At 41.6% G+C, this 24,300-nt stretch carries 25 protein-coding genes and 2 pseudogenes; 7 read left to right on the top strand and 20 right to left on the bottom strand.

Features of this window, described 5'->3' with window-relative positions; translation table 11 throughout:
• Positions 1-152: 152 nt before the first annotated feature.
• From BN6556_RS20095 to BN6556_RS20080, 4 genes are all read right to left on the bottom strand, one after another.
• Positions 153-494, bottom strand: coding sequence for a DUF6075 family protein (locus tag BN6556_RS20095; protein ID WP_148436823.1), 342 nt, complete (start codon positions 492-494; stop codon positions 153-155).
• Between the two features lie 133 nt (positions 495-627).
• A complete protein-coding gene (locus BN6556_RS20090; protein ID WP_066195543.1) occupies positions 628-1,554 on the bottom strand; it encodes a hypothetical protein in 927 nt (308 codons plus the stop codon).
• A gap of 76 nt (positions 1,555-1,630) precedes the next feature.
• Positions 1,631-1,879 carry a helix-turn-helix domain-containing protein gene (locus BN6556_RS20085; protein WP_161485729.1) on the bottom strand — a complete coding sequence of 83 codons (249 nt, stop codon included), beginning with the start codon at positions 1,877-1,879 and terminating at the stop codon, positions 1,631-1,633.
• Positions 1,880-1,985: 106 nt separating this feature from the next.
• Positions 1,986-2,903 carry a hypothetical protein gene (locus BN6556_RS20080; protein ID WP_066195537.1) on the bottom strand — a complete coding sequence of 306 codons (918 nt, stop codon included), beginning with the start codon at positions 2,901-2,903 and terminating at the stop codon, positions 1,986-1,988.
• 500 nt (positions 2,904-3,403) lie between these two features.
• On the opposite strand from BN6556_RS20080, the gene BN6556_RS20075 reads away from it, so the two are divergent.
• The 4 genes and pseudogenes from BN6556_RS20075 to BN6556_RS20065 all read left to right on the top strand — a co-directional run.
• Positions 3,404-4,690 carry an IS110 family RNA-guided transposase gene (locus BN6556_RS20075; protein WP_066195533.1) on the top strand — a complete coding sequence of 429 codons (1,287 nt, stop codon included), beginning with the start codon at positions 3,404-3,406 and terminating at the stop codon, positions 4,688-4,690.
• A gap of 536 nt (positions 4,691-5,226) precedes the next feature.
• Positions 5,227-5,400, top strand: a complete 174-nt coding sequence (locus tag BN6556_RS22205; RefSeq protein WP_161485728.1) for a hypothetical protein — start codon at positions 5,227-5,229, stop codon at positions 5,398-5,400.
• Entirely contained in the window at positions 5,400-6,902 is a 1,503-nt protein-coding gene (locus BN6556_RS20070; protein ID WP_066195530.1) for a recombinase family protein, read from the top strand. Before BN6556_RS22205 ends, BN6556_RS20070 begins: the two co-directional genes overlap by 1 nt.
• 73 nt (positions 6,903-6,975) lie before the next feature.
• Positions 6,976-8,031: pseudogene (locus BN6556_RS20065) on the top strand (recombinase family protein); the annotation flags it as partial.
• 594 nt (positions 8,032-8,625) lie between these two features.
• On the opposite strand, the gene rlmH reads toward BN6556_RS20065, so the two are convergent.
• Positions 8,626-9,105 (bottom strand): 23S rRNA (pseudouridine(1915)-N(3))-methyltransferase RlmH, encoded by a 480-nt coding sequence (rlmH, locus tag BN6556_RS21790; RefSeq protein ID WP_078060178.1) that lies wholly within the window; start codon positions 9,103-9,105, stop codon positions 8,626-8,628.
• 142 nt (positions 9,106-9,247) lie between these two features.
• Between rlmH and BN6556_RS20060 the strand changes: the two genes are divergently transcribed.
• Positions 9,248-9,607, top strand: a complete 360-nt coding sequence (locus BN6556_RS20060) for a Lin0512 family protein (protein ID WP_066195523.1) — start codon at positions 9,248-9,250, stop codon at positions 9,605-9,607.
• Between the two features lie 21 nt (positions 9,608-9,628).
• Complete coding sequence (mgrA, locus tag BN6556_RS20055) at positions 9,629-10,621, top strand: L-glyceraldehyde 3-phosphate reductase (protein WP_066195521.1); 993 nt, start codon at positions 9,629-9,631, stop codon at positions 10,619-10,621.
• A gap of 57 nt (positions 10,622-10,678) precedes the next feature.
• Here the strand turns inward: mgrA and BN6556_RS20050 are convergent, their stop codons facing one another.
• From BN6556_RS20050 to BN6556_RS20000, 13 genes and pseudogenes are all read right to left on the bottom strand, one after another.
• The gene (locus BN6556_RS20050) at positions 10,679-11,851 is read right to left on the bottom strand and encodes a Gfo/Idh/MocA family protein (protein WP_066195517.1); all 1,173 of its coding nucleotides are present in this window, start codon (positions 11,849-11,851) and stop codon (positions 10,679-10,681) included.
• The gene (locus tag BN6556_RS20045) at positions 11,839-12,807 is read right to left on the bottom strand and encodes a sugar phosphate isomerase/epimerase family protein (RefSeq protein WP_066195514.1); all 969 of its coding nucleotides are present in this window, start codon (positions 12,805-12,807) and stop codon (positions 11,839-11,841) included. Before BN6556_RS20045 ends, BN6556_RS20050 begins: the two co-directional genes overlap by 13 nt.
• A gap of 1 nt (position 12,808) precedes the next feature.
• Positions 12,809-13,927, bottom strand: coding sequence for a Gfo/Idh/MocA family protein (locus tag BN6556_RS20040; RefSeq protein WP_066195507.1), 1,119 nt, complete (start codon positions 13,925-13,927; stop codon positions 12,809-12,811).
• Between the two features lie 33 nt (positions 13,928-13,960).
• Positions 13,961-14,611, bottom strand: a complete 651-nt coding sequence (locus tag BN6556_RS20035) for a ThuA domain-containing protein (protein ID WP_066195504.1) — start codon at positions 14,609-14,611, stop codon at positions 13,961-13,963.
• A 41-nt stretch (positions 14,612-14,652) separates the two neighbouring features.
• Entirely contained in the window at positions 14,653-14,988 is a 336-nt protein-coding gene (locus BN6556_RS20030; protein ID WP_235817558.1) for a hypothetical protein, read from the bottom strand.
• 18 nt (positions 14,989-15,006) lie between these two features.
• Positions 15,007-15,108: pseudogene (locus BN6556_RS22865) on the bottom strand (DUF624 domain-containing protein); the annotation flags it as partial.
• A 93-nt stretch (positions 15,109-15,201) separates the two neighbouring features.
• The gene (locus tag BN6556_RS22775; RefSeq protein WP_316245307.1) at positions 15,202-15,627 is read right to left on the bottom strand and encodes an IS66 family transposase; all 426 of its coding nucleotides are present in this window, start codon (positions 15,625-15,627) and stop codon (positions 15,202-15,204) included.
• Entirely contained in the window at positions 15,599-16,753 is a 1,155-nt protein-coding gene (gene tnpC / locus BN6556_RS20025) for an IS66 family transposase (protein ID WP_316245306.1), read from the bottom strand. The genes BN6556_RS22775 and tnpC overlap by 29 nt, the downstream gene beginning before the upstream one ends.
• A 66-nt stretch (positions 16,754-16,819) precedes the next feature.
• A complete protein-coding gene (gene tnpB, locus BN6556_RS20020; protein ID WP_205410304.1) occupies positions 16,820-17,170 on the bottom strand; it encodes an IS66 family insertion sequence element accessory protein TnpB in 351 nt (116 codons plus the stop codon).
• An 83-nt stretch (positions 17,171-17,253) separates the two neighbouring features.
• Complete coding sequence (locus BN6556_RS20015) at positions 17,254-17,448, bottom strand: DUF624 domain-containing protein (RefSeq protein WP_235817557.1); 195 nt, start codon at positions 17,446-17,448, stop codon at positions 17,254-17,256.
• A 33-nt stretch (positions 17,449-17,481) separates the two neighbouring features.
• Positions 17,482-18,351 carry a carbohydrate ABC transporter permease gene (locus tag BN6556_RS20010; protein ID WP_078060177.1) on the bottom strand — a complete coding sequence of 290 codons (870 nt, stop codon included), beginning with the start codon at positions 18,349-18,351 and terminating at the stop codon, positions 17,482-17,484.
• A 15-nt stretch (positions 18,352-18,366) separates the two neighbouring features.
• Positions 18,367-19,266, bottom strand: a complete 900-nt coding sequence (locus BN6556_RS20005; RefSeq protein ID WP_066195493.1) for a carbohydrate ABC transporter permease — start codon at positions 19,264-19,266, stop codon at positions 18,367-18,369.
• 31 nt (positions 19,267-19,297) lie between these two features.
• A complete protein-coding gene (locus tag BN6556_RS20000) occupies positions 19,298-20,569 on the bottom strand; it encodes an ABC transporter substrate-binding protein (protein ID WP_066195489.1) in 1,272 nt (423 codons plus the stop codon).
• Positions 20,570-21,321: 752 nt separating this feature from the next.
• Between BN6556_RS20000 and BN6556_RS19995 the strand changes: the two genes are divergently transcribed.
• Complete coding sequence (locus BN6556_RS19995) at positions 21,322-21,633, top strand: helix-turn-helix domain-containing protein (RefSeq protein ID WP_078060176.1); 312 nt, start codon at positions 21,322-21,324, stop codon at positions 21,631-21,633.
• Between the two features lie 69 nt (positions 21,634-21,702).
• Here BN6556_RS19995 and manA read toward each other — a convergent pair whose 3' ends face one another.
• Positions 21,703-22,659 (bottom strand): mannose-6-phosphate isomerase, class I, encoded by a 957-nt coding sequence (manA, locus tag BN6556_RS19990; protein ID WP_066195485.1) that lies wholly within the window; start codon positions 22,657-22,659, stop codon positions 21,703-21,705.
• 356 nt (positions 22,660-23,015) lie between these two features.
• Complete coding sequence (locus tag BN6556_RS19985) at positions 23,016-24,248, bottom strand: S1C family serine protease (RefSeq protein ID WP_066195482.1); 1,233 nt, start codon at positions 24,246-24,248, stop codon at positions 23,016-23,018.
• Between the last annotated feature and the right edge of the window lie 52 nt (positions 24,249-24,300).

The raw sequence follows: 24,300 nt of genomic DNA, 5'->3' as shown, positions 1-24,300 counted from the left end.
GTACAGCCCTAATGATACACTTCAAGGGTTAGTTTTACAATGTTTTTCTGCGAAGTCTAAGGGTGTACCTAAAAAGGACAAATAAATATAACAGCAAAAAGCCCTACAATCAAATCTTGTAGAGCAACCATAAAAAAAGAAAGTGACTAATTCTACTGCTCCGTTATTCTAAACCTTATTTTAATTGCTTGAAATGCCAATCGGCTATTTTGCCTATCTAGGTTTCGGAACAACTCTGAGATAGTCAAACTAGGATAGTTATTATAAAGATTGTAACCAAGAAGAACCAATGCTCTAGCACCGCTTGAAATAGATGCACGATCATTGTCTATTTTGATCATTCTTTCTTGAAAATCATAGAAGAGATTCACTTGTTTCATAATTTCTTCATTACCTGCAAAAATGTAAAATAATGATTTTCTTTCTATATCATTCGGATGTGTTCCATCTTTCCCCAATAGACATTCGTAGTTATCTTTGTGATTCGGAAACATGAACATAAAAATCCCCTTAATTCTTTATTGGTACACTCTGTACTATGCAGTTATGTACAGAATGATAACGCTAATAATGGGAAACTTAGCATAAATGAAAGGGTTCCCCTTTTATTATGTGAGGAACCCTTTCTCATAGGTTGTATATAGTTGGGATTGTTACATCAACCACTTTTCTAAACAACTTAGTTGCCATCTCTACCTTTTCCCTTGGATTGTCTAAATCCAATATCGGAAAAACTAGCCTTTTTCCCTCGAAAAAGATAGTCTCAAAATTCTCTACATCCTTAAATTGACTTACTACTCTTTGAAACAACTGAGATTGCCATTCATTTTCTAGCCTTATTGCAATTTCACATGCAGCCAAATTTATGACAAAGCTGAAGTCTGAATAACCTGAACCAAAAACGATAGAATTTACGGTTAATTTTTTGGATCGGTGTACATTAAGAAGATACGGAATTTCTTTTCTGAGAGTAGATAGGAGGTAGGAGTTCATCGCTTCTGAAGAAGTAGAATATAGTGGAAAGTCCGGTGCTGATATTACGGAATCCTTAAAGCCTAATGGTATCCCTCCCCACTGTTTTACAATGCTTAATTTTGGTAGCACAAACTCTCTGTGATTAAAATGGTACCAAATGTCTGAATCCTTTTGTCGATTTAATTTGTTCAGAGTTTTTGTGTAACCATTTTGGAAGGTCAGAGCTAAGATTTTGATAGACTTTCCTTTGGCATGTAACTCTAGCAGTTGTTCTATCGCAACTAGATACTCTTCTTTAAACCTAGAAGCAATCCAGATAAAAATCCCACTTTCATTTTCGTTGGTTTCAATTAAGTATTTTACCTTATCAAAATGAACTTCGTCTGAACATCCTAGTTGGCTTTCGATGTAAATTGGTGAGTTATGCTCTAAGTCATGACCATAAACATCAATCCTCTTTACTGAATCATATTCTAACTCGAGCAATTCTACTTCTCCTAAAAAAGGCTTCAATATCTGAGGGTTTCTTTGTAGGATAAGGTTAAAGATAAACTCCTTTTTACTTCCATTTTTGCTCATTTAACATTCCCCCTGTGAAGGAGAGACAATGCTCTCCATTATTTTAGTTATCAGTAGCTATCCTCTTTCTATATATCTATTCTTTTGGAAATGCTACTTTAAGTAGGTACTCAAGGTCTATTTCCAGTACCTGTGACAATCCATAAACGATACCTACATTAGGATTTCTCCGTTTATGATTTTCAATTCTACTTATATAACCATCACTAGAATGGACAGCTAAGGCGACTCTCTCAATTGTGTAGCCTAAATCTTCTCTTCTTTGTTTGATGAGATTTGCAAATTCTGGAGAGACCTCTCTTGCAGAACTTTGATTACTTTTCATTTCTATCACCTTCAATTCAATAGTTTTTGTCAAGTGGATTATCATCATTTGACTAATATATTCTAGTATTCGAGTCAACTTTTAATAACCCTAAAGTTGTTCTACCTCAGAATTGAAATGGATTTTTAACCACGGAAGGTGATTTTCTACTTTTGGGAATTAAGATAGGGTTTATGTTGAGGGAATTTAGTTGTTTGAGGAACTTTTTTCGGTAGTACGTGGAATACTTTTCCTTAACATAATCAAATCCATGCTTCGATATTTCGCATAAAAACAATAACAACTTTTCCCTTTCAGAATCTTTCAGTTGGCTATTGTTGATTATCGTTCGGGCCTTATTGATTTTGTAGAAATCTCCATTAAATAGTATTTCTCCAAAATATTTTTCCATATATTCCTTGAATAGCTCGTCTTTAAAGTATTCTTTAAGACACTTTTCTTTCCCCTGTCGGTATTTCTTGTATTTTAGATGCTGATTAAGGATCCTTACTTCCAATCGCAACACAGAATCCTCATACCACTCTACCTTACCTCTTTCCTCTCTGGCCTCGAGGTCCTTATCGTACACACAGCTAATTATGCTTTTGCTGTTGAAATATAATGTGGTTTTATATCTCAAATCCTTTTCCTGATGACAATGTTTTGATGTAGTCTTTCTATATAAAGAGAGTAGCAGTTCTCTTTCTACCATAGGTATTTGTACATCTCGACGATAATCCAATCTAGTCATACAAATACGGTCGAGGAAAGACGCATCCTGAAAAACAAATAAGATAAATTCATCAATCTTTCTTTCAGTTTGGACATAATCGCTTTCTTGAATATTTGATTTATTCAAGAGCTTAACAAAATCAATAGTGAAGAACAGCCTCACTTCATATTTTTGGATAACCCAAGCAGTAATCCCATTAAATTTCTTTTCAATCTTAGATTTAAGCTGATCTAATGTTATGCCTAAATTTCTTTCGATTAAGTATGCTTCATCTTTTGTTAAGTCGATATAAAAACGTGCAGTGTGTAACAATCTAATTCCTCCTTCAAGTGTGTAGCGGGAAATTCATAAAACTTCTATTTTCTCTATAAATCTCCTATTTTCTCTATCATTCTCTTATTTTTACAGATAACAAAAGGGCTTTTTTCCCGTAAACCACCCATATTTAATGTATTTATCAACCACCTGATAGGCAATTGACTTTGGCATACTATTCAAGAGGCAATATATTTATTCATCATTGTTAAATTGAATGTTGTTTCTATTTTCTGATTCCTTCATGAAAGAAAGTAAATAAATAATTCCAGGAGGTAGAACCAAATAAAGTGGACTTAAAAAATGAAGGTCTTTAATATAGTAGATAACAGCTAGTTTCAAAGTTAAATAGAACATCATAGAAAGCATTCCTGTATATAAAAAAATATGAAGGTAAGTGGGGCTAGAATCGATTGTACAAAAATAGAGCCCTCTTGGTACGATAGAGAGTGTCATCGCGATGACCTCGAAATTAGATACCAAGGAGGACTCCTACCATGGATTCTACACAAAATAATCGCTTAGAGCAAATCACAGACAAGACACTTATTATCGGAATAGACGTGGCCAAGGACAAACATGTCGCGCGTGCCATAGATGATCATGGACGCGACCTGGCTAAACGATTGGTGTTTGAAAATAGTCTAACAGGTTTTCAATCATTGTTGGATTGGGCAGAGCATCTTGCTGAGCAACAACAGCGCCCCCATTTTATGTTTGGGATGGAACCAACAGGACATTACTGGCTCAACCTGGCTTATCATTTAAAGGCACAAGGGTTGCACGCTGTGGTTGTTAACCCAACGAAAGTCAAACGCACCAAAGAGTTGGATGATGACTCGCCAACGAAAAACGATACAAAAGATGCGAAAGTAATAGCACAGGTAGTGCGGGCAGGACGCTTTCATGAACCGATTTTACTGGAAGGTCTTTATGCTGAATTGCGGGAAGGGATGAAACTCCATGACATAATGGAGAAAGATTTGACATCTATAAAAGCGCAGGTACAGAATGCGCTAGATCGCTATTTCCCGGAGTTTACAACTGTTTTTAAAGACTGGACGAAGAAAACACCGATCCATTTCTTGAAAAAAGGTTATCTTCCCGTTGATATCGCCTCCTGTTCGGAAGAGGCTTTACTGGCGGAAATCAAAGAAGCGGCGAAGCGTGGCGTTGGAATCAAGCAAGCTCGATCCCTGAAACATGCGGCTGAAACGAGTGTAGGTATGACCGTTGGACTGACCATGGCACGAGAGGAAATCAGCTATTTAATCGATCAATATGTAGCTATAAAGGGACGTATCGAGGCTCATGAAGCACGATTGGAAGAACTTGTTCTCCAGGTGCCCGGTGCCCGTCAAATGATCGCGATAAAAGGGGTTGGTGTCATGACCGTTGCCGGGTTTTTCGCTGAAGTAGGAGATTTATCCAATTATCAAGATCCACGCCAAATCATTAAATTAGCGGGACTTAATCTGCAGCTGAACCAATCAGGCAAATTCAAGGGTCAAACAACGATTACGAAACGTGGTCGCCGTCGATTAAGATCTATACTGTACCTTGCCGCACGCCCTTTATCAGCTAATAACGAAGGTTTCAAACAGCTGCATCATTATTATAGAAATCGCCCGGACCATCCACTGACAGGCAAAGAATCGTTCGTAGCACTTGGCCGAAAGCTTATCAAGATCTTTTATGTCATGGGTACGCGCAACTGTGCATTCGATGGAGAACGCATGATGAGGGATATCCCTTCATTGAGATCCCTGCAGAAAGTAGCTTGATGAGACAGATTGCAGACAGAAACGCGTGAATGCTTGATACAGGCGAATGTAGGATAGCTTGTATAACAGGCTATGCCTCCACCAAAACCAAATAATGCATGATATACAGGAATGTGGCGTGATACAACAGAAAATACGCTGTCTATTTGTTTAAATTCGATGACATCTGAAGCACGGATTAGCCGGTCGGTATCTACTCCGTTAGGGCATAGACCCACTTAGAAAGCATATCCGGCATCCACACATGGTAAGGTTGAACAAAGGAATCTACGCGCACGACGCCGAGAAACATGGGAGGATCCACCGCCATGTTGAATGTGGAGATCCAAAGGTGCAATCATACGGTATATTTTACTTAGTTTTCATAAATATGGATGCTAAGTTCGTGAGGGGCTACTTATTATTTCCATACTTAACCCCCCGGGCGTATACTTTCCTTCACCTTAACCAGATAGCTTCACCAAATGTGGTAGAAAAAGATAGAAAAACAGCGATATTTTAAGGAAATCAAAATAAATTGAGGGAGGAAGGGCATTGTGAAAGACGATTTCTTCTTAGACCCAAGAGGTAAAATTAACGATATAATTTTTGGAGAGAAAGATTCAAAAAAGGTTCATGCAAATAACTTTTTGAATATGTTTGTGGATCTAATTTTAGAAAACGACAAATTGAAAAATAAGATTAAAAATGAAAAGATGGTGAATGAATAATGGCAAAGGCAGTAGGATATTCAAGAGTGAGTACCGGTAAGCAATTGGATGGATTCTCCATCAGTACCCAACATGATATGATACAAGATTTCTGTAAATCAAAAGGACTAACCTTATCAAAAATTTACGATGAGGGTGCGGGATCAGCGAAAAGTATTGAGAATCGGGACGTATTTAAAGAGATGATATACGATGTGATAGAAAACAACAAAAATCAAAAAGTATACGTCGTATTAGCTAAACTTGACAGATTATCAAGAAATACTGTAGATGGTATTCATGTAGCTGATTTGTTAAAAAGCCATGGACATTGTCTAGTATCAATAGTAGATGGTTTTGATTCAGATAACCCCTATGCCAAAACATTGCTAATCAACAAATTTGCACAATCAGAGCAAGAAAGAGAGAATATTGTTTTAAACGTAAAAAATGGTATGAAAAAAAGAGCACAACAAGGTTTGTTTAATGGCGGGAAAGTGTTTGGTTATAACTCTACACTATCGAAGGAACTAGAAGTAAATAAAGAACAAGCAAAAGTCGTTCAATTTATTTTTGATCGATACACAAATGATGATTGGGGATATAAAAAGATTGCCCATTTCCTAAATACACAATACACTGAAGCAAAAGCCCAAAGAGAATGGGATGTTATATCCATTAAAACCATAGTTACAAACCCAATTTATGCTGGATTTATTCGTTGGGGCGAGAAAAATGATGAGAGAAAGATTTACATCGGAAAACATCAAGCAATTATCAGTAATGCACAATGGGAAAAAGCAAAGCAAATATTTGAAGCCAAAAGCTATCATCCTATAAAGATACACAAAGGTTCATACTTCTTATCTGGCTTACTAAGATGTCCAGATTGTGGGTCTTCTATGGTTCAGCACAAGTCAAAAGGCGGTAAATATTTATATTATCAATGTAGCAAAAACAAGACTAAAGGACTTTGTAAATCAAACTTAGTCAACAAGGAAAAGGCCGAAGCAAAGGTCCTCAATGAATTATCCTCAAAATTACAATCCCCAGATTATGAAAATCTCCTTTCAGAAAAAATTAAACAGCAAATAAAACTTGAACAAATTCCAGTAAAAAAACAATATTCCATGATTGAACAAGAAGAAAGAGAACTTCAAAATAAAATTGACGAACTATTTGACTTATTTACAAGTCATACAATTCCCAAAGAAACACTACAAGATCAAGTATCAAGATATGAAAATATGAAAAATGAACTAAAAACCCGTAAAGAAAATATCGAAGCAAAACTTCATCTATCCTCTTCTCAAAACACCACATTTATTGTTCAACAGGTTTTAAACAACTTTGAAAGTTTCTTTTACTCACTTGATGATACTGAAAAAAAAGGACTTCTTAGAGAGATTATTTCTGATATACAAATTGAAGAGGTGGATACAGGTGGCAAAAGGAAAAAACGCCAGATTTCTGAAATCCACTATCACTTTGATGAAAATATTTTGATGGAAATAGCTTCTTAAAGTTAGGGAAGGATAACCTCCTTTCCTTTTTTGCGTCTAAGTCTTAGAATAAATTTGAAAGGAGGCTATTTACTTGGAAGAAATCAAAAACGTAGCAATTTATTGTCGTGTAAGTACAGAAGAACAAGCGACTGAGGGTTACAGCATCTCCGCTCAATTACAAACCTTACGTCAATATACACAATTATATGGATGGAAAGTAGCAGAAGAATACGTTGATGAAGGGATATCTGGTAAGAACATTAAAGGTCGCCCTGCTATGCAAAAGTTGGTTGCGGATGTTGAAAAGGATAAATTCCAAGCAGTTCTTGTATGGAAAATTTCAAGGCTTTCTCGTAATATGTTGGACACCCTAACACTATTGGATAAATTTGAGGACTATGGGGTGAAATTCATTTCCTACTCGGAAAACTTTGATACTGGAACACCTATTGGTCGTTTAGTTGTACAACTTATGGCTTCAATTGCAGAGATGGAACGCAATACATTATCAGAAAACGTTAAACTTGGTATGAAACAAAGAGCTTTGGAAGGATTATGGAATGGTGGTGTTGTATTTGGTTACAATCATTCTGATAAGAAAAAACTTGTTATCAATCATAAGGAAGCAGATGTAGTGAAGTTAATCTTTACTATGTATGCAGATGGCAAAGGACTAAGAGCAATTTCCAATCACCTAAATAAAGCAGGTTATAAGACTAAACGTAATCGTTACTTTTCCATCAATGGTGTAGCACAAATCCTTGACAACGTTATCTACATTGGAAAAATCAGATGGTTACAATTCGAGAATTGGGATACAAAACGAAGAAGGGGTAAAAATCCTAATCCTATCCTTGTTGACGGTCAACATGAAGCCATTATATCGGATGAATTATGGAGTATTGTTCACTCAAGAAGAAAAAGTAAATCCTTTAAACAGCGTCAATCCAATGAACCTTTCTTACTAAGCGGCCTTTTACGCTGTCCTGATTGTCGGCAAGGAATGGTTCCATCTATCACTTCTCACACTCGGAAAGACGGAACAAAACGAAAACATCGTTATTATGTTTGTGGTGATTTCCACAATAAAGGATCATCTGCGTGCAGAGCAAACTCAATTAAAGCGTATGATGCAGAGGATTCAGTTATAAATAGAATCGAAACAATACTTTCTAAGAAGAAGTTATATAAAACGCTTCATGATATAAACTCAAACTCCGTTGATTCACATAGTCAGCTCAATAAGGAATTAGAAAATATCGAAGAACGCTTGTCCGAAATAGAGTCATTACAAGACCGTTATATGGAAGCATTTGAAAAGAACACCTTACCGACAGCAATTCTTCAAGAAAGACTACAGAAAGTCAGTAATGAAAAAGAGGAATTGCAGCAAAAGAAAAATGAGATATCCGTAGAGTTAAGCTCTACCGATTCAAGGATTATACAGCCCGAACTAATTGAATTACTACTAAAACAATTTCTCTTAATGTATAAAAGTTCTTCAAGGGAGAATAAGAAGCGGTTGCTTCAACATCTTATTAACAAAATAACGATCAAACAACAAAAATCAAAGTCACGAACAATTAATGAAATTGAACTCGACTTTGATTTTACAGAAATCAACATATCCAAGACCTTTATTCTTATCCATTTGTTATATCGTGAAACGGATAATGAAAACTTGTTTTCAATACCCGCTTCCGACAAAGAATTACCACCTTATCTACAACAATTTTTGCCTCTATTTGTGGTACGGTTCCCCCTTCAATATCCGAAACCCCCGATAAACCTGTTCCACCAACACCAATCTCATCAACTGATGCGGAAACGTCATCTTCGAAAAGGACAACGCATAATTACTCCGCTCCTGCACTTCCTCGCTCAATCCCAAGGATCCGCCAATCACAAAGGCGATCTTGCTCTTCCCGTGGACCATCAGATTTTCTAGTTTTTTGGCGAATGTTTCGGAGCTGATCATGTCGCCCTTTATTTCCAGGGAAATAACGTATGTATCTAGTGAGATTTTGGATAGTATTCGTTCGCCTTCTTTGCGTTTGATGGCTTCTTGTTCGGCTTCGCTCATGTTTTCTGGTGCTTTTTCGTCGGGTAATTCAATGATCTCCACCTTGGCGTAGGCAGTTAAGCGCTTCATATATTCTTCTATGCCTTGCTTTAGGTACTTCTCTTTTAGTTTGCCGACTGCGATGATAGATATTTTCACGCTGGTGTCATCCTTCCTGCAAGTCTCTTATATCCATTATACCAGATAAATCCCATTATCAGTAAGAGTTTTATAAATTGATTTTGCTGGCTGAATCCAGTAATCTAGTAATTGAGAACACTTCTATATGGGAGGCGAGAATATGGAGAAGATCATTTTCATCGAAACAGGTACGGGAATTGATGTACACGGACAGAATATCACCAAAGCATGTATTCGCGCGGTTGAGAATGCGCTTCACTATAACTCTATGCCTGGCATCAAGGAATACTTACCCGGTCAGGATTTACACAACATGAGGGTTAACGTCAAACTGGCGGTGCCTGCTGATAAGGAATTGGTGGATACCGATCAGGTGAAGCAGGAGATTCCTTATGGGATGGTAACGGTTGAAGTGATCGATGGCGGGATGGCTACGACATCGGGTATTATTCTGGAGGATCAAGCGGATAAGAATGACTTGATGTATATGGTCAACGCTGCCGTAGAAGTAGGTTACTAATCGATTTAGAGGAGGACGAGGATGAATTATCAAGCAGATCCAAAGCGTTATGAAAGCGCGGTATTTAACCGCTGTGGCAATTCTGGTATTCAGTTACCGGCGATTTCCTTTGGTCTTTGGAACAATTTCGGGGACGAGGATACCTTGAATAATCAGCGCAGGATGTTAATGAGAGCGTTTGATTTGGGAATTACGCATTTTGACTTGGCCAATAATTATGGTCCGCCTCCCGGGGCTGCGGAAGAGAATTTCGGACGTATCATGACGGAAAGCCTGGCTCCTTATCGGGACGAGCTGATTATCTCCACGAAGGCAGGGTTTCGGATGTGGGACGGGCCTTACGGGGATTGGGGCTCTCGTAAGTATTTGATCTCCAGCCTTGATCAGAGTTTAAAGCGAATGAAGCTGGATTATGTTGATATCTTCTATCATCATCGTCCGGATCCAGATACACCGCTAGAAGAAACGATGGGAGCGCTGGATCAAGTGGTCCGTCAAGGTAAAGCGCTGTATGTTGGTATTTCCAACTATGACGCGGAGCAGACGCAGCAGGCGGCGGAGATCTTGCAAAAGCAAGGAACGCCTTTTATCATCCATCAAGCGGCTTACTCTATGCTTGATCGTAAACTGGAAGAGGGACTGTCCGATGTCTTAACCGAGCACGGCGTTGGCTGTATTGCCTATGTCCCATTAGCGCAAGGGCTGTTAACGAGCAAGTACCTTAATGGTATTCCTAAGGATTCCCGGGCGGCGAAGGAGTTTATTCCGTTTTTAAATGAACGTGATATTACTTCTGACAAGCTGCAAAAACTGAAGGCGCTTAATGAATTGGCGTTGGAACGGGGACAAACTTTGGCACAAATGGCACTGGTGTGGGTGTTACAGGAGAAATCAGTGGTTTCTGCTTTAATTGGTGCTAGCCGTGTCAGCCAGATTGAAGAGAATATGCAAGCATTGGAAAACACGGACTTTAGCGAGGAAGAACTGGAAGCGATTAATAATATTTTGGCGTAAATATAAGCAACTAGGCAGGCTGCTGGGTGTCAGCGCCTGCCTTGTTTTTCATTTCAATTACACCCGCTCCACCTTCACCCACGCCCGCTCCTCTGCTGATTGCTCAATCGCCTCCAGCAGTAGTTGGTTTCTCAGACCATCTTCAAAATCTGGCTTGGGTTGATAATCCTCGGCAATGCCCTGGAGAAATTCATGCATCAGGTTGATAAAGGTATGCTCGTAACCGATAATATGTCCCGCTGGCCAGTAGGCACCGGCATAAGGGTGGACCTCTTCGGTACAGTTGATCAAACGGAAGCCTTGCTCGCCTGCTTCGTCATCATGGAGATAGAGCTCCAGGTTATTCATATCCTCCATATCCCAGCGGATCGAGCCTTTGTCCCCATTGATTTCAAATTTGTTCTTGTTGCGGTTGCCGTTGGCCAAACGAGTCGCTTCAAATGTACCTAGGGCGCCATTCTCAAATCGGGCAATCACAGCTACGGCGTCATCAACGGTTACCTCGCCCATTTGATCGGAGCTTCCCTTGGCACTTAAGCCGCCGGTCATGTCGCCGAGTGGGCGTTCTTTAATAAAGGTCTCCATGGTACTGGTCAGTTCGCTGATTTCGCCGTTCAAAAAGCGAGCCAGGTCTAGGCTGTGAGCGCCGAGATCCCCGAGTGCTCCGGAGCCGGCGATATCCTTTTTTAATCGCCAGACTAACGGGAAATCGGGATCAATAATAAAATCCTGCAGATAGTTGGCACGGTAATGGAAGACACGGCCGATCTTGCCTTGATCGATTAACTGCTTGGCGAATTGGATTGCCGGAGCGAAACGGTAATTGTGGCAGATCATATGCTTCACTCCACTCTTCTTCGTGGCTTGATACATACGCTTGGCGTCCGCTGCATTCATGGACAGTGGTTTTTCGATGATAAGGTGCTTGCCTGCTTCGATGGCGGCCAAGGCAATTTCTAAATGGGTATGGTTCGGCGTGACGATATCAATAACATCGACATCCTCACGCTCGATCAACTTACGCCAGTCGGTTTCATAAGATTCAAAGCCGTAGCGTGCTTGCGCTTCTTTTACTGCTGCTTCATTACGGCCGGCGATAACCTTAAGTTCTGGTTTTAATGGCGTATCAAAGTAAAAAGGCAGATCCCGATAGGCATGGCTGTGAGCCTTCCCCATAAATTGATAACCGATCATGCCGATACGAATCGGTTGCTGCACTAGGCCCACCATACCTCACCTACCTTTTCCTTAATTAAGGCCTCTTGTAATAAAGCGACGGCCTTCTGGAAGCCTTCTTCCACGGACATCAGGCTGTCTTCATGTTCAATGCTGACGGCACCTTCATAGCCGGCTAATTGCAGGGCGCTGATGATGCGTTTCCATTCTTCGATGCCATGGCCAAAGCCGACGGTGCGGAAGATCCAGGAACGATTTAGCTCATCGGTATAAGGTTTGGTGTCCAGCACACCGTTTGCTTCGGTATTCTGCTTATCGATTGCCGTATCCTTCGCATGAAAATGGAATAGTGCTTGTTCTCGGCCTAATTCCTTAATGCTGACGACGGGATCCATCTGCTGCCAGTACAGGTGGCTTGGATCAAAGTTGACACCTATCTGATCCCCGCATTCCCGTCTTAGTTTTAATGCCGTTTCATTGTTGTAGACGACAAAGCCTGGATGGGGCTCAATTGCCACGCGCACACCGTGCTTGGCAAGAAAGTTATTCTGTTCTTTCCAATAAGGTAAGACCCGCTCGCGCCATTGCCATGCCAATATCTCTGGATGGTCCTCTGGCCAGGCTGCGGTGACCCAGACGGGATATTTGGAATACGCTGACTCTCCAGGACAGCCGGAAAAGGTAACGACCGTATCTACCCCGAGTTTCTCTGCCAGCTGTACGGTTTGTTCAAATTGCTGATGGTGCTTATTTGCGATGTCCCGATTGGGGTGCAGCGGGTTGCCGTGACAGCTCAGTGCGCTAATTGTTAAACCACGGAAGTCGATGGCCTGTTGAAAGGCTTCCAGCTTGGCTTGATCTGCTAATAATTCCGCGGGATTACAATGGGCATTGCCCGGATAGCCGCCTGTTCCGATTTCTACTGCTTCCAGCCCGGCCTGCTGTACGGTGTCTAGTGCCTCTTCCAGGGGCTTGTCTCCAAATAATACAAGAAATGTTCCTAATTTCATCTTACTCCTCCACCTTTCTTTGTTTTAAAAAAGTTTCATCAAATCCGATTGGCAGTGACGCTGGCCGTGGACAACGGCTTTCTGTTTGATAGTGCCTGCTAGTTTCGGACGATTCCAGAATGCCATGCATGATATCTAAAACATGATAAGCCAGCTCGCCATCGATCCGCGATCTCCGTTTGGTTATAATCGCATCGGCCATCTCCGCTACACCTAAGCCGCGACTGTTGTCGGCAAAGCCGTAAAGTAAGGGGATCTCACTCCATTCCTGACTGTTCTTGCGCCGGACACAGACCGGACCGCCAAATGTATTGGGATCTGGTACCATGATACTGCCCTCCGTACCATAGATTTCGAGATTCGGCAGATGGTGATGCCAAGTGTCAAAGCTGGTAACCAATGAGCAGACCGCTCCTGATTCAAAGTCCAGCACGCTATTAATCTGTGTTGGGGTTTCGACGGTGATCGTCTCACCAAACTTTGGCTCACTGGTAATCGTGCGCTCCGGATAGGTGATCTGTGCCGATCCAGTAACCCTTTTGATCGGTCCCATTAGGGCAACTAAGGCCGTTATATAATAAGGACCCATATCAAATAAAGGGCCACCCCCGCGTTGATAATAGAAGGCAGGGTCTGGGTGCCACCGCTCATGCCCTGGCACCATCATAAAACCCGTCGCAGAAATGGGTGTACCAATCCAGCCATCCTCGATCAGCTTTTTACAAGTCTGCAGCCCCGCTCCCAAAAAGGTATCGGGTGCATTGCCGACATAGAGACCCTTTTGCTGGGCGAGTTCTAGTATCTCCTTGCCATCTTCTCTTTCCACAGCCAGTGGCTTCTCGCCATAGACATGCTTGCCATGTTCCAAGGCCTGCTTGGCAATATCGGCGTGAACGGCAGGGATCGTTAAATTAACCACCAAATCAATCGTTGGATCGGCTAACAATTCCTCTGTCGTATAGGCCTTGGCGATACCAAACTCCTCGGCCCGCTCCTGAGCGCGCTCAATAAGCAGATCAGCGATGGCCACTACCTTATAGTTTGCAAAGCGCTGCTGATTTTCTAAATAAATCCGGCTGATATTACCACAGCCAATGATGCCAACCTTCAATGATTCCATTACACTACCCCTTTTCTTTTCTTTATCACACACTTACCGGCTGGCCCAGACCATGCCCTTTTTCATTAAATCGAGGACCTCTGGCATCCGCACAATCTCTGCGACATGCCCTAAGGAGCAGTAGTACACCTTACCCTTGCCCCATCTCTTCGTCCATACCACCGGCATATCGACTTCGCCATTGGTTTGATAAGGGCCCTCTGCTACTGGAAAACGGGTGGTCGCATGGACATGAACGGCTGGATCGACATGCATATAATATTGCTCAGAGACCACGGTAAAGTCGGGCATCCCTTCTGTTAACGGATGATCGGAATCGAGGATATGCACCTGATATTCAACCCCGTCATTCCCTGGATGGGCGACCCATTGACCGCCCACCATAAATTGATAGTCTACCTCCATCCGGAACGAGTCACCCATCCCGCCATGCAAACCTGCCAGTCCTGTGCCAGCTTCGATCGCTTCCATTAATGGTTTTAGCTGTTCCGGTTCGATCGTGCCTTGCGTCCAGTTCGGCACAATCAAATCATAGACCGTTAAATCCTCTTGACGCAGCGTATCGAGTGTATCGGTAATCTTGACATCAAACGCTTCCTCCTCCAGCAACCTTGCTAGAATGTCGGCTGATGCTTCCGGCTCATGGCCTTGCCATCCCCCTTGAAATATAAGTGCTTTTTTCAATGTGTTCACCTTCCCTTTTTTCTATATATAGTGATGGCCTGTTATGCCTTCTGCTGTGCGTATTCGATATTCTTAAAGGAGCGATACCCAAACCACATCAGATTCAGGCAGAATAAGCTGACACAGAGCAATGGTATCAGTCCAGAAACGAACCAATACAGGCTAAATACAGCGATACTGCCAATGATCATCATGATGGTGATCGGAAGGTGTGAAAGTCCGATAAGTAAGGCATACTTAAACGATTGCCATAAGGAAATATCAAAATGGACGTATACCGGAAAGAAATACAACAGCATAACGGCATACAAGGCCCCCAAACCAAATGTAATACCTAACAGCAACTGAAACGTCCATTGCGGAAACTCTTTTAACAAGATCATATCCATACGCAAAATATATGCGATCGCTAGAAAAATCAGTCCACAAAGGTTGGCTTTCCAGAACTCTTGGCGGAAATACCGCCAAAAGGCTGGAAATATAGCGTAAGCGATCAATACTCAAGTGTATAGAAAAATCCCCAACCCTGCGATAAACTGTTCTAGAAAGAGGAACAGAAGGGTTGGGGAGATTTATCCTTATTTCTTGTTTCATGGCTTTGGCAGCGTTCTTTCCTGGCAACGTTCTTTGACGTGGGAACGCCATGGCAAATAAGCCTTCCAATCTTCCTCATTGGCTAAGGTGGGAAGGTTAGGAAGTTCTTCGAGTAAATAAGTGATATATTTTTCGGGAACGAGGTTATTTTGTTTCGCTGTTTCGATGATACTCATGATAATCGCAGCGGCTGTCGCTCCTTCATAGGTGGCGCTGAATAACCAGTTTTTTCTTCCCATCACGAAGGGTTTGATGGCGCGTTCGGCTCGGTTGTTATCAAGCGCTAGTTTCGCATCTTTCAAGACCGTGCGAAACGTGGACTCGTATGTCAAAGCATACTGTATCGCTTCGCCTAACTTGCTGCCGGATAAAGGATCTTGTTCCCGTAACCAATCAAAAAAGGCATCCATTTTGGGTTTCAAGATGGTTTGGCGTTTCCCNCAGCCTTTCCTCATCGGATAGTTTGGACCACGCGCGCTCATACGTGAAGAATTGGTCACACCTCTCGGCTGCTTGTCGACTCAACGCATCGGCGGGACAATCCTTTGGCATCGCGTCTATGAATTTGCGACGAACATGCGCCCAACACCCGACCAACTCTACGTTAGAAAGGGCTTGATAAGCTTTCCACATATCACAATGGATGTACCCTTTATACGTACCAAGAAAGCTTTGAGCGACATGGGCTCCCCGACTTGGATCGTGATGATAGAGCGTGATCGGCTTTTCACTATGTTTGGCGCTTAAAAAGGTCCAAAAATGCGTATTCACGGTATCACTTTCCAACACCCGATACGTTGTTTCATCGGCATGTAACATCGGCTGTTGAAGTAGCGTGTCTTTCAACAGTTGATAAAAAGGGGCTAAATAATACTCCGACACTCGTATATGCCAATTGGCAATTTGTTGGCGCGTAATGGGTAAACCAATGCGGTGCCAACCTTTTTCTTGACGATAGGCAGGTACTTTTAACTCAAATTTCTGATGCATCGACTGGGCAATAATCGAAGCAGAACCCAAGCTATTATCGATAGGCGCTTTGGGAACTGGTGCTTTGATAATCTTATCTTCTGGCCCTTGTTTGGAACAGGCTGCGCACTTATAAGCGTGTTGGTAGTGCACTTGTCGTTGAAGCTTGGCAGGAAGGTAAATGACTTCTTCTCGCACGGCATAGCTCCCGATGGCGTCCAACGTTGCCTCACACGTGGGGCAAGTACAGGCTTCTCCCTCCAGTCGATGGTGAACAGGCTGCTCCGGAAACTGGTCTAAAATGGCTTTTTTTCTGCCTTTTGTTTTCTTCCGTTTCGCGGTAACCTCCTCGATGTCCTCTTCCACGATAGGAGGGGCTTCTGGTGCATCAAAGAAGGTGAGTTGATGATCAGGAGGTAGTGTTTCTTTGGATTTACCGAAGATTTTTTGGGTGAGGTAAGCGACTTGTTCCCGCAACAATGTCAGCTCATTCGCTTGTTGAGCGAGCTGAGCTGTTAATTGTTCGATTTGTTTCACTTGTGCTTCGTTGATTTTTAGTAATGTCTCCTCGGGACTCATACGCGTTTCTCCCTTTTATTTTCTAACTATATTATACCATAAAAGGGATATAAAAGCACTCTTTATTTAATAAAAGGCGCGAGAAGAAGCGATTTGTATCGGTGGATCAATCGAAAAACCACGGAGTAGCCAATCCACTTGTTGACTGGTCAGTTCCCGGGCTTCTTTGGTCGTTCGAGGCCATTTTAATTGCCCATTTTCAAACCGTTTATATAACAGCCAGAAACCTTCTCCATCCCAATGCAACATCTTGAAGCGATCCTGCTTGTTTCCACAAAAGAAAAACAACGCTTCTTGAAAAGGATCTAAATGGAATTGGGATTGCACCGTATAAGCCAACGAATCAATCCCATACCGCATGTCTGTTTTTCCACATACAATATAAAACCCTTTCGCTTGCTTTAAATTAACAATCAAATAGAAAAACCTCCTGTATCTTTGTCTTACCATAAGTGTATAGGAGGTGATGCTGCATTTATAGATACTTGGTTATTGATCGCTTACAATATAGCCATATCTTCATTCCCATGTATCCATTGCCGCAAAACCGCGAATAAGCTGACGGTTGCCGGCATAAAGCCAAATACGACCAGACCTAAGATCGTAAAACCTACCCATAATAGATTGAGATAGACAAGTCGAATCACCCAAACTCCTGCTTGATAAAATACCTTCATCAAACCATGTAACTGCACCTCCTCCACCCCTTTCCCCTCAGAATAAATGTCCTAACCTTTTACCGCGCCAATAGCAACACTGCCAATAATCCGCTTCGAGAAGATCGCAAACACAATAATAATTGGCAGGACGGATAAGGCAACACCTAGGTATTGAACGCCGTAATTCGTGCCATAATAGCCCTGCAGCAATTGCACTAAGAGTGGTAGTGGATACTTTTCATTGGAAAAAAGGAGCACTAATGGCCCGATAAAATTGTTCCAAGATCCGATAAAGGCGAATATCCCTAATGCCGCTAACGCTGGGGCTAACATGGGCAGAATAATGCGATTAAAGGTTCTGAATTCACTAGCACCATCCACCCTTGCCGACTCAATCACCTCATCGGGAATGGTCCCATCAATAAACTGTTTAACAAAGAAGACGGCAAAGGCATTGGCAGCTGCTGGTAAGATTAACGCCAAGTGTGTATCCAACAGGTTCAACATATACATAATTCGAAACGTCCCCACCAGCCCTAATTGCTGGGGTACCATCATGGTCGCCAATACAAACCAAAATAAGATTTTGTTACCACGAAACTTATATTTGGCAAAGCCATAGGCATTTAAGGCGCCAAAATAAAGGGTGAGCGCCGTGGAACAACCGGCAATAATCATGCTGTTTAGAAACCCCCGCCAGATATCAATGTTCTCGACCATGTACTGATAGTTGTCCAGCAATGCTTCCCCCGGCCAAAAAATAAATGACGAGGCAATATCGGCGTTGGTATGTGTCCCGTAAACAATCATGATATAGAAAGGAACAATACAAATGATCGCCAGTAAAATAAGACAAATATGAATCATCACATGACTAGGTTTTATTTTTTTCATCCTGGCTGTCTTCTTCTCGATAACTTCCGCATTGAGCTGTGCCATAATCCTATTCCCTCCTTAATTTTGTTGATTTTTCGTTCGGATATTCATCGTGGTAAACGATATAATCGAGAAGACAACAATAACCAGGAATAACCCGAAGGCAACCGCTGAACCGTAACCGTATTGATAACGGGTAAATGCCGTCTCGTATAAATACATCACACTAGTTAATGTCGCATTATCCGGCTGTCCTGATCCATCCGTTAAGGTATATGGTTGATCAAAAATCTGCATCCCGCCAATAATAGAAGTCACCACTTGGAAAAGGATAATCGGTCTTAATAGCGGCAAAGTAATCCGAAAGAAAACCTTTATCTTGGAAGCGCCATCCATTTCAGCCGCTTCTAGTAGGTCCCTTGAAATACCCTGCAGACCAGCGATATAAATAATCATCGAGTAACCGAAATACTGCCAAAACAGAATGGAGGATACGAGCCCTCTCATAAAATAAGGCTTGTCTGTCCATTGGATCGGATCACTGATAATCCCCATAGCCATCAAGAACTGATTAAAGCTCCCCGTCTGCCAGCTGAAGATTAAGGCCACCAGTAAGCCCAATGACGCCGCCGTAACAATGTTTGGAAAAAAGAAGACCGCTCGGAAGAAGCTCTTCCCTTTGACAAACTTTTCATGCAGAATCACCGCCAGCACTAAGCTGATCGTTAGCTGTGGGATAACCGAAACAATCCAGATCGCTAATGTATTGAACAAGGTTTTATAGAAAAAGAAGTCGCCTAACAGCCGCTGATAATTTTCAAATCCTACGATAACCGGACTGGTAAAACCGTCCCAATCGGTAAAGCTTAAATAAAAGGAATACAGGATCGGATATAAGCCAAATACAATAAAGATAACAAAGAACGGAGCGATAAACAGATAGCCATAATTATCTTTGCGCAATGTCTTTGAAAACATATTTTTCCTCCTCCGCAACACCAAATGGCTGCTATTCTACTTCTATTTCCGGAAAATGGTGACCGACTTCTGTCTTAAATGATTGAATCATATCTTCTTTGGACTCTAACCTGCCGTTCAAATAATCATTTACCTTCTCATCCCATAAAGCGCCGATATCATTGTCGTACGGTGTCTGTGGAGAAGACGGCACTTCCTGTCCTGCCTCATTAAAGAATTTAAAGTAATGCTGTCCTCCCAGAAAATCAGAGGTTAATTCCGGAGCTAACTCTTCATTGATCTCTTGATTACTCAAGAAGTACTGTTCTGTCTCCGCCAATTCTTTCAAAAATTCTCTATCCGTCGTATAAAATTTCATAAACTCCCAGGCGATATCTTTATTCTCACTCTGGTTATACATCGCCAGAAAGGTACCACCACCGCTAAAGGCCTTCGGTCCATGGGTCAACCCCCATTGACCGGATGTCTCCGGTGCATTGCTTTCAAAGATATAAGGCAAACCCCAAGTAGGCTGCGGGTAAAACATAACCGTCCCCTGCTGCATAGAAGCCGTCCATGCTGGTCCCCATGCCTCATAATTGGCAATAATATTCTCTTCTCTAGCTTCTTTGGCAAGCTCTACGACATTCTCTCTCACTGGGTCAATTACTAGTTTCTCATCTACCACCCATGGCTCTGTGATATCATCATTTTCAACTGTGCCGATATCATTCCAGTTAGACAGGGCATGGACTTCTCCATCACTTTCATCGACAACCTTTTTGCCAATCTCCATAATCTTATCCCAGCTGGAGATCCGTTCACTCACCTCATCCGGATCATCCGTGCCTAAATACTCCTGCGCGAGATCACGGCGATAGAAGAAACCTCCCGGCGTTCCTTGATAGCCCAATCCTCGAATAATACCTTCTTCATCCCTCTCGAAATCTTGAATATAAGAATATTGCTGTTCTAGTATTTCTTCTGCGTTATACGGTGCTTGGGACAAATCTTCCAGTCTCGGAATTTGTCTGATCTGAGCCCAGTAACTTTTTTCTACAAAAAACACATCAGGTACATTCTTTTCCACCTGTAAAACGGAAATCAGCTTTTGTACATAGTTATCATTGGTGATAAATAGCAAGTCTACATCAATCTCTGGGTGTCTTTCCTGAAATTTCTCTACCGCAAAATTGGCCTCATCTGTGAAGGTCCAGATTCTTAATTGTTTCTTTTCTTCAGCAGATGAGAAAGTACAACCAGCAAGTACAGTGATGCCTATTATCAACATCAGAAAAACAAATAATGAGCCGTTCTTTCTCATTTTCACCCCACCCTTATGATTATTTCATTGCAAAAGATGCCCATTCCACTCCTTTCCATGTTTATTTCCCACCCAAAGTATCCGCTTTCAATATTTGCACCAATAAAAGGATTATATTTGTTTTGAATAAAATAACTTACTTTGTTCATTCGATAAACTTAATTTTGGAGTTTATCCTAATTAATGAAATTTGTCAAGTGTACATTATATTTCTTTGTTAGTCTATTCTATTTTTCATATGCTGAAGTATGTCATTTTTTTATGGGTAAGATTCTTAGTAATAGTTTGATAATACTGCCTGCATAAAAATCCTTTATCCTGGTTGGAGGTTATACACCATCCACATCAGAGTAAAGGACTGTGACATCATACAGTTATATACACTATCATTTATATTATTTGTTTATTTTTCACCGATCCATTATTTCTATTTGTAAAATAATCTTGGAAAAAACTGAATCTCTATTATCCCTTTTCATATATCTCACAAGCAACTACGACATATTTCCACACTGTCTAGGGGATCTCTCTTCTTTCTTTCTTGACCTACCATTTCTCCCATAGTAACACCACCTGTTCTCAATTTTATGTTAATACAAATAGAAAATTAGTAATAAAGTTACCTTCATTTTATACTTTAAAGTTCTAAAAGTAAATATTTTAACGATTATTAATTCTAAAACACCATTATTTCTGAGATTTTCCGCTAACCACGTTACACTAGATTTATATGATCGTTAAAGGAGTATTGCATGATGGATAATAATAGAATTGGTGTGCAATTACGGGCTTTGAGGAAGGCTCAACATATGACAACACAAGAAGTGGCAGACAAGGTAAATGTGTCGCAGTCTTATATCAGCCGTTTTGAAAATGGTAAGGCGTTACCCGATATTGGGATGCTGGAGAATATTCTAACGGTACTTGGCTCCAACCTTTCTACTTTTTTCTCCTCGGAACTAGAAGAAATGCCTGAAGACCTTATTCAACTAATGCATACCGTTAAAACATTAAGCCCGGACGCGCGAAGAAAGCTTAACGAATTTTTACAGCTGGTCAAATAGTCATGTTAATAAAAGACAGACAGGAACCCTGATTTTCCAAGATTCCTGCCTGTCTTTTGTTTGTGAATATCACGTATGCGATACAATGAACGCTGCATTGCCCTCCAGCTTATACTGATCAATCGTCGCTGGAATAATAAAATGATCGCCTTTTTTAAGCTGATTTTCTTTTCCATTTGTCGTAATCGTTGCATTGCCTTCGATCACGCTCACTTGCAGAAAATCGGCTTTCCGTTCTAGCTCTGCTTCGCCAGCTAACTTCCAGTGATAGACGGTGAAATATTGTTCTTCGACTAATTTTCTTTCCGTAAGGTCTTGCTTGTGGATAACCTGTTGATTCAACTGCGGTGTTTCATGTGGAACAGTGGTTACCGCAATCGCATCTTCCAGATGTAACTCCCTCGGATTACCTTCATCGTCCGTGCGATCATAATCATATACCCGATAGGTAATATCGGAGCTTTGCTGCGTTTCCAGAATGACAATGCCCTTGCCAATCGCATGGATCGTGCCGCTTGGTACATAGACAAAATCACCGGCTTGTACCTTCACTTTGCGCAGCAGTTGATCCCAAGCACCCTCATGGATCCACTGCTCTAACTGTTCTCGTGTTTCGGCATGGTGGCCGATAATTAATTCGGCGTCCTCTTCCGCGCTTAATACATACCAGCATTCTGTTTTGCCATAAGCTTCACCGGCTTGCTCTCTTGCATAGTGATCATCCGGGTGAACCTGCACTGACAGATTATCATTAGCGTCTAGAATTTTTATTAACAGTGGATAAGCTTCATTGTTATCCACAGATTTCTTGAATAATTCTCCATGCTTTTCCCAAGCTGTTAATAAGGACTCATCTTGTAAATCTCCATTAATGATTTGACTTGGTCCATTTTCATGCGCAGAAATCGCCCATGCCTCTCCCGTATGTTTGTAAGGAATGGTATAATGAAACTCACTATGAAGCTTCTCACCGCCCCATATCCTCTCTTTGAAAATGGGCTGCAGAAAAATTGGCTCTGTATACATAAAAAAAGCTCTCCCTTAATTTATTGTCTTTTCTATTTAAACGATACTATGTTGCTCGCGGAAAATCAATCAATATTATCAACATGTGGACGGCTTTTTGCATGTATCACTTATCCACATTTTTGTACACAATGGCTGTGGTTTTATGCTTTTTACCCACATATACACATAAATCCAGGAGATTTAAACAAGTTATCCACAAAGTTATGAACATACTCACAAAAGTCGTATGTATATCGTATCGGAATTAATGTTCTCCACCATATATAGCTAGTTATCCCTAGTATTATCCACACTTTGTGCATAACTTATAAAAACTGTGGACAAACATTGGTTTGGGTTTGTCCACAGCTGATTTAGTAGGCGATGGTTGTTAATTGTACTGTTGTTTCTGCCTGTTCACCGTCACGGTAATAGCTAATCGTTAAGTCATCGCCTACCTCTTTATCAGAATAGAGATGCTTGCGCAGATCAACGACATTGTTGATGGGATTGCCATCTAGGGCAACGATCACATCATAGGCCTTTATACCACCTTGAGCAGCTGGCGAGGCTGGCTCCACACTTCGGACATAAATACCTGCATCTACCTCGCTCGGTAGATGTAAGGTGCGCTCCCATTCCGCTTGGGCAATATCCTCTAGAGAGTATGCCTCTACTCCTAAATAGGCTCTGGTTACTTCACCATCTTGCTCTAGTTCCTCTATCACAGGGATAGCATCATCAATCGGAATAGCAAAACCAATTCCTTCGACAGCAGACTGGGCAATTTTCATCGAATTGATTCCGATTAGCTGGCCCTTCATATTTAATAAAGCCCCACCACTATTACCTGGGTTAATGGCGGCATCGGTTTGAATAACTTCTGACTGCCAATCGGCGCGGCCGTCCATATCAAAATCCTGTGGAATTGCCCGCTGTTTTCCGCTAATGATCCCTTGTGTGACGGAACCAGATAAATGCATACCTAAAGGGTTGCCAATCGCAATTGCTGGTTCCCCTACATGCACATCACTGGACTGACCCATTTCTATCGCCCGAGTTGCATATTCAGCGTCCATTTCAATCACAGCTAAGTCGGTGTACATATCACTGCCAATTAAGCTTGCTTCCACTCTTGTTTCATCTGAAAGCACAATCTCTACCTGATCGGCACCTTGAATAACATGATGATTGGTCACAATATAAGCAGTATCTCCGTCTATCTTGTATATCACTCCTGAACCGGTGCCTTCTTCTCCATTTCCTTCTTGTTCCCATAAATTAAATTGATTCTGGATGTTAATCACACCTACGACGGCAGGGGCAATGTCACTGACAATGTCAGAAACGGCAGAGGAAATATCTACCTCTATCTGCTCCCGAGTTGTGGGAGGGGAGGTATTTTCTGATGGTGTTTCCGCAATGTGATTATCTTGATTGCCAACGATAACGGTGTAGGGAAGGAGGTTATGATTCACTAAGGCTGGTAAAAGCACCGCAAACAAAAAAGCACCAAGGACGATACCAATCACAAACGGCATCAACCAGCTTTTTTTCTTTGATTTCTTTCGGGTTGGAGATTGATAATGATCATCGTAATAGCCCATTACATCACCTTCTACCTTGTTTTATTAGAGGAACAAAGGCAGGGAGGCGGCT

Origin of the sequence: Gracilibacillus timonensis (assembly GCF_900086715.1) — a bacterium.
GTDB lineage: Bacteria > Bacillota > Bacilli > Bacillales > Amphibacillaceae > Gracilibacillus > Gracilibacillus timonensis.
This window is presented reverse-complemented; position numbering and strand designations above follow the sequence as displayed.